The following is a 6183-nucleotide window of genomic DNA, read 5'->3' on the forward strand; positions in this document are numbered from 1 at the left end:
CAGCTCCTGCAAATGAATGGGCACGACGGCCTCTCCACGGCCCGCCAAATCACATTCAAAAAGCACTGGAGACACGTATGACCACCCCGATCTACCGCACGGAGCACGACCTGCTCGGCGACCGCCAGGTTCCCACCGCCGCCTACTACGGCGTGCACACCCTGCGGGCCCTGGAGAACTTCAACATCAGCGGCATCTCCATCGCCGCCTATCCCGATCTTGTGCGCTCCCTCGCCCAGATCAAGCTCGCCGCCGCCCAGGCCAACCAGGAACTGGGCCTGCTCGACAGCGAGCGCACCGAGGCCATCGTCAAGGCCTGCCGCGAAGTGATCGCCGGCCAGTTCCACGACCACTTCGTGGTGGACGTCATCCAGGGCGGCGCCGGCACCTCCACCAACATGAACGCCAACGAGGTGATCGCCAACCGCGCGCTGGAGATCATGGGCCATCGGCGCGGGGAGTACCTGTTCCTGCACCCCAACGAACACGTCAACATGAGCCAGTCCACCAATGACGTGTATCCGACCGCCCTCAAGCTGGCCACCTACGTCGGCATCTTCCGCCTGGTGGACGCCATGGCCCACCTGCGCTTCGCCTTCGAGCGCAAGGCCACCGAATTCGCCGACGTACTCAAGATGGGCCGCACCCAGTTGCAGGACGCCGTGCCGATGACCCTCGGCCAGGAGTTCTCCACCTACGCAACCATGCTCGGCGAGGACGAGGAGCGCCTGAAGGAAGCCGCGCTGCTGATCCGCGAGATCAACCTCGGCGCCACCGCCATCGGCACCGGCATCAATGCCCACCCGGACTACGCCGGCCTGGTGTGCCGCCGCCTGGTCGAAGTCAGCGGCATCCCGGTGGTCACCGCCCCGAACCTCATCGAAGCCACCCAGGACTGCGGCGCCTTCATCCAGCTGTCCGGCGTGCTCAAGCGCGTCGCCGCCAAGCTGTCCAAGGTCTGCAACGACCTGCGCCTGCTGTCCTCCGGCCCGCGCGCCGGCTTCTGCGAGATCAACCTGCCAGCCCGCCAGGCCGGCTCCTCGATCATGCCAGGCAAGGTCAACCCGGTGATCCCGGAAGTGGTGAACCAGATCGCCTTCGAGGTCATCGGCAACGACATGACCGTCACCTTCGCCGCCGAAGCCGGCCAGCTGCAGCTCAACGCCTTCGAGCCGATCATCGCCCACAGCCTGTTCAAGAGCGTGCTGCACCTGTCCCGCGGCTGCACCACGCTGGCCGACCTGTGCGTGGACGGCATCACCGCCAACCGGGACACCCTGCGCGCCAGCGTCGAACGCTCCATCGGCATCGTCACCGCGCTGAACCCCTACATCGGCTACGCCAACGCCACCGACGTGGCCGCCGAGGCCCACGCCACCGGCAAGGGCGTCGCCGAGATCGTGCTCGCGCGCCAGCTGATGAACGCCGAGCAGCTGGCCGACGTGCTGCGCCCGGAAATACTGACCAAGCCGCAAATGATCCCGACCCGGGCCGCCTGAGCCGCCCTCCATTTCTGGAACCAAGGAGAACATCATGAAAATGAACCGGCTGACGACCCTGATCGGGATCGCCCTGGTGCTCGGCATCATTGTCGGCTACGCCTGTAACACGCTGGCCGCCACCCCCGCCCAGGCCAAGGAAATCGCTTCTTACTTCGGCATCCTGACCGACGTCTTCCTGCGCCTGATCAAGATGATCATCGCGCCGCTGGTCTTCGCGACCCTGGTCGCCGGCCTGGCCGGCATGGGCGACACCAAGACCGTCGGCCGCATCGGCCTCAAGGCCCTCGGCTGGTTCGTCGGCGCCTCGTTCTGTTCGCTGCTGCTCGGCCTGGTCTTCGCCAACGTCCTGCAGCCCGGCACCGGCCTCAACGTGCCGCTGCCGGAAGCCGGCGCCGCCACCAACCTGAAGACCAGCGCGCTGAACCTGAAGGACTTCATCACCCACGTCTTCCCGAAGAACATCTTCGAGGCGATGGCGGCCAATGAAATCCTGCAGATCCTGGTTTTCGCCGTCTTCTTCGGCACCGCCCTCGGCCACCTGCACAGCCAGACCGCGCGCAGCCTGGTATGCACCATGGAAGAAGTCGTCCATGTGATGCTCAAGGTCACCGACTACGTGATGCGCTTCGCCCCGGTCGGCGTGTTCGGCGCCGTCGCCGGTGCCATCACCACCAACGGCCTGGGCATGCTGCTCGTCTTCGGCAAGCTGCTGCTCAGCTTCTACGCCGCGCTGGCCGCCCTGTGGCTGGTGCTGATCGCCGCCGGCTACTTCGTGCTCGGCAAGGAGATCTTCCGCCTGCTCAAGCTGATCCGCGGCCCGATGCTGGTCGGCTTCTCGACCGCCTCCAGCGAATCGGTCTATCCGAAGCTGATGGAACAGCTCGAGAAGTTCGGCATCAAGAACCGCGTCACCAGCTTCGTGCTGCCGCTGGGCTACTCCTTCAACCTCGACGGCTCGATGATCTACACCACCTTCGCCGCGCTGTTCGTCGCCCAGGCCTACGGCATCGAGATGAGCCTGACCACGCAGATCACCATGCTGCTGGTACTGATGGTGTCCTCCAAGGGCATCGCCGGCGTGCCGCGTGCCTCGCTGGTCGTCGTTGCCGCCGTGCTGCCGATGTTCAACCTGCCGGAAGCCGGGCTGCTGCTGGTGCTGGGCATCGACCACTTCCTCGACATGGGCCGCACCGTCACCAACGTGCTCGGCAACGCCATCGCCACCAGCGTCGTCGCCAAGTGGGAAAACGCCATCGTCCCGGTCGATGAGGCCTTCGACGACGAAGACGAAGCCCTGCCGGTCGACGACGGCGTTCCCGCCACGGTCTGATCGCCACTCATCGCCCCACACAGCCTTATGGCTGTTGGGGCGAATTCATTCGCCCTCGGTAAGTCGATTCACCTCGACGGGCGAATGAATTCGCCCCAACGGTAAATTCCAGCCGTAGCTCTCCGCCCCGGCAAAACAGCCCTTCCCCCATGTCCCTCGAACTCCTGCTGCTCGGCAGCGTGGCCTTCTTCGCCGGAGCGGTCGATGCCGTGGTCGGCGGCGGCGGCCTGATCCAGATCCCGGTCCTGCTCGGCCACTTTCCGCAGGTGCCCATCCCGCCCCTGTTCGGCACCAACAAGCTGTCGAGCATCGCCGGCACCGGTGCGTCCCTGTGGCAGTACGCGCGGACGGTGCGGATTCCGTGGTTCGTCGTGCTGCCGGCGGCCCTCGCCGCACTGGCCGGCGCCTGGCTCGGCGCCGCGGTGGTGGCCTGGCTGCCCCGCGAGGCGATGCGCCCATTGGTGATGGTGCTGATGCTGGCGGTGGCCATCTACACCTTCCGCCGCAAGGAACTCGGCCACGTGCCGACCCGCGAACTGCGCCCGTCCGACCGCTGGCGCGCCGCCGCCTTCGGCGCCGCGATCGGCTTCTACGACGGCTTCTTCGGCCCCGGCACCGGCAGCTTCCTGATCTTCGGCTTCGTACGCCTGTTCGGCATGGACTTCCTGCGCGCCTCGGCCAGCGCCAAGCTGGTCAACGTCGCCACCAACCTGTCCGCCATCGCCTTCTTCGCCAGCCACGGCCCGCTGCTGTGGGGCATCGGGCTGACGATGGCGGTGTGCAACCTGGCCGGCGCCCAGGTCGGCACTCGGCTGGCCGTTCGCCACGGCAGCGGCTTCGTGCGCAAGGCCTTCCTGGCGGTGGTAACGGTGCTGATCGGCAAGCTGGGCTGGGAGATTATCTAGGGCAAGCCGGCAGTCAGCACAAAGGATGCGGCAATCAGTCGCAATCCATGCATTCCGCAAGTTTTTAGAATCGCGGCCCTTGCCACGACTCTAAGAACTTGCGGAAACTGCTCATGCCCAAGCCCCTCAATCTTGCGCTCCTCATGGGTGCGCTCCAGGCGGGTGTCGCTGCGGCCTCACCCGATTCTGTTCCAGCCACTGCCAAGGCGCTGCCTGAGGTTTTGGTGGAAGCCAGCCGCGCGGAATCGTATCGGGCGGAAACCACAACCGTTGCAGGGAAACTGCCTCAATCCATCCGGGAGATTCCAAACTCGGTCTCGGTGCTGACCCGTCAGCAGATGGACGACCAGAACATGGTCACCCCCTGGGATGCGCTTTCCCAGATCACCGGCGTCCAGGCGGTCGCCAACGACATCACCCAGGGACAGTTCCATTCCCGGGGTGGCGCGCTCGAGGTCCAGCACGACGGCCTGCCCTCCACCTTGCCTCTTTCCGGGTACCAACAGTTCGATCTCGGACTATATGAACGCATCGAGGTCATGCGCGGTCCGTCCGGTCTGCTGCAAGGTTCAGGCTCGTTCTCCGGGACGGTGAACTTTGTGCGCAAACGCCCCACTGCAGACCTCACGGCATCGGCCCTCGCATCCTATGGATCCTGGACCAATCGGCGGCTGGAGGCGGACGTGAGCGGTGCGCTCAACGCGGATCGCAGCCTGCGTGCCCGGGGCGTGTTGTCAGGCATAGACCGGGACTTCGTCTTCAACCGCATCCATGACAAGAAGTGGATGGGCTACCTCACGCTGGACTACGACTTTTCCCGAGCAACAACCCTCAACCTTTTTGTCGCCAATCTCACCAACGATTCGACCGGCTTTTCAGGATTACCCACTTACACGGATGGCCGACAGCTGTCGGTTCCACGCAGCTTCAATCCTTACCCGGACTGGAATCGCATTGAATGGGATACGACCGATATCGGGCTCGATCTCACCCATCGCTTCGCCAACCGCTGGACGGCGTCGCTCAGGCTGATGCGCCGGGATCAGAGTCAATTCTTCAAGGACGGCTATGCAACAGCCGGGGTTGACCCAGCCAGCGGGCGGATCGCCAGCTATGCGCGCAGGGAGTTCATGTACGACTACGTGCATGAGGCCGTGGATACCTTTGCCGGCGGTCCGTTCATGCTCCTGGGACGGGAACATAGCGTGCTCGTGGGCGCCAACTTCAGCAGTTTCGACAGCCGCGGACGAGGCGCCAATCCGAATTCGCCGGGTAGTTCGGGGCTGACCGTAACGAATGTGCTCCTCGCCGATCCCCCCCTGGTTGCGGAGCCCGCCGTAAGCTATCGAACCGGCAGTCACAACGTAACGACCCAAAGCGGTGTTTACGGGCGCCTCAGCCTTAATCTCGCAGACCCGCTCCGCCTGATCCTCGGCGGACGTTTTTCGGACTACACCAGCAAATCCCGCACCACGGCCCCCAATCCAGCGCCAACGGATTGGTCCCGCGGCGCCAACGCAGAAGGTCAATTCACGCCTTACGCAGGCTTCACCTGGGACGTCAGCCGAGCGCTCACTTTATATGCGAGCTATGCGGACATTTTCGTTCCCCAGACCCAGACGCGCGTGGACAACAGCGTGCTGGACCCACGCGTAGGACGACAATATGAAGTGGGCGCCAAAACCAGTCTGCTCAATGACCGGCTGAGCGTGACGGCATCGGTGTTCAACATCCGGGACACCAACCGGGCGCTGGCCGACTCCGACAATCCCGGCTATTACACAGCCGCGGGCCAGCTGGAGAGCAAGGGGCGGGAAATCGAAATGGCGGGGCAGATCACGCCGCGCTGGGATGTCTCCGCGGGATACACCTGGATGGACACCCGCTGGGTGCACAATGGGACGAGCACCGGCCAGCCCATCAGCTTCTGGTACCCCAAGGAGTTGCTCAAACTCTGGACCCGCTACCGGTTTGCGGATAACAGCCCACTCAGGGGATTCAGCCTTGGGCTTGGCATGCAAGGTCAGGGAACCAGTGCCAGCGGCGCGCCCAGCCCCACGATCGCCGCCCGCACTCAAAACGCCTACACGGTCTACCGGGTGCAACTCGGCTACGACATCGACAAGACCTGGTCGGCCACGCTGGACATCAACAATCTTTTCGACAGCCACTATTACACCCGCCTGGGGGGCACCAACACTTACAACTTCTACGGCGATCCCCGCAACTTCGTCATCACGCTTCGCGCCCGCTACTGAGCATCCGCCCCACCTACCGCGACAACGGCAGCCGGGGCAGATAACGCAAGCGACTCACACCTTCCGGTAAATCTCCGCGCCACTCTTCACGAACTCGACGGCCTTGGTTTCCATGCCCTTGCTGAGGGCCTCATCCTCGCCGATGCCCTGCTTCGCCGCGAAGTCGCGCACGTCCTGGGTAATCTTCA

General features: G+C 64.3%; 4 protein-coding genes. All 4 read left to right on the top strand.

Annotated elements, in window-relative coordinates; genetic code table 11:
• Positions 1-77: 77 nt before the first annotated feature.
• The 4 genes from aspA to B4920_RS23340 all read left to right on the top strand — a co-directional run bounded on the left by aspA (position 78) and on the right by B4920_RS23340 (position 5995).
• The gene (aspA, locus tag B4920_RS23325) at positions 78-1499 is read left to right on the top strand and encodes an aspartate ammonia-lyase (protein ID WP_079437085.1); all 1422 of its coding nucleotides are present in this window, start codon (positions 78-80) and stop codon (positions 1497-1499) included.
• A 34-nt stretch (positions 1500-1533) separates the two neighbouring features.
• Positions 1534-2832 (top strand): dicarboxylate/amino acid:cation symporter, encoded by a 1299-nt coding sequence (locus B4920_RS23330; RefSeq protein ID WP_079437086.1) that lies wholly within the window; start codon positions 1534-1536, stop codon positions 2830-2832.
• 149 nt (positions 2833-2981) lie between these two features.
• Positions 2982-3737 carry a sulfite exporter TauE/SafE family protein gene (locus B4920_RS23335; protein WP_079437087.1) on the top strand — a complete coding sequence of 252 codons (756 nt, stop codon included), beginning with the start codon at positions 2982-2984 and terminating at the stop codon, positions 3735-3737.
• A 113-nt stretch (positions 3738-3850) separates the two neighbouring features.
• On the top strand, positions 3851-5995 hold the full coding sequence (locus B4920_RS23340; protein ID WP_079437088.1) for a TonB-dependent siderophore receptor: 2145 nt from the start codon (positions 3851-3853) through the stop codon (positions 5993-5995).
• Positions 5996-6183: the final 188 nt, after the last annotated feature.

Origin of the sequence: Zoogloea sp. LCSB751, assembly GCF_002028455.1 — a bacterium.
Taxonomy (GTDB): Bacteria; Pseudomonadota; Gammaproteobacteria; order Burkholderiales; family Rhodocyclaceae; genus Zoogloea.

Coding starts and splice junctions, on each gene's coding strand:
- aspA (WP_079437085.1), top strand. CDS start 78: ATGACCACCCCGATCTACCGCACGGAGCACGACCTGCTCGGCGACCGC.
- B4920_RS23330 (WP_079437086.1), top strand. CDS start 1,534: ATGAAAATGAACCGGCTGACGACCCTGATCGGGATCGCCCTGGTGCTC.
- B4920_RS23335 (WP_079437087.1), top strand. CDS start 2,982: ATGTCCCTCGAACTCCTGCTGCTCGGCAGCGTGGCCTTCTTCGCCGGA.
- B4920_RS23340 (WP_079437088.1), top strand. CDS start 3,851: ATGCCCAAGCCCCTCAATCTTGCGCTCCTCATGGGTGCGCTCCAGGCG.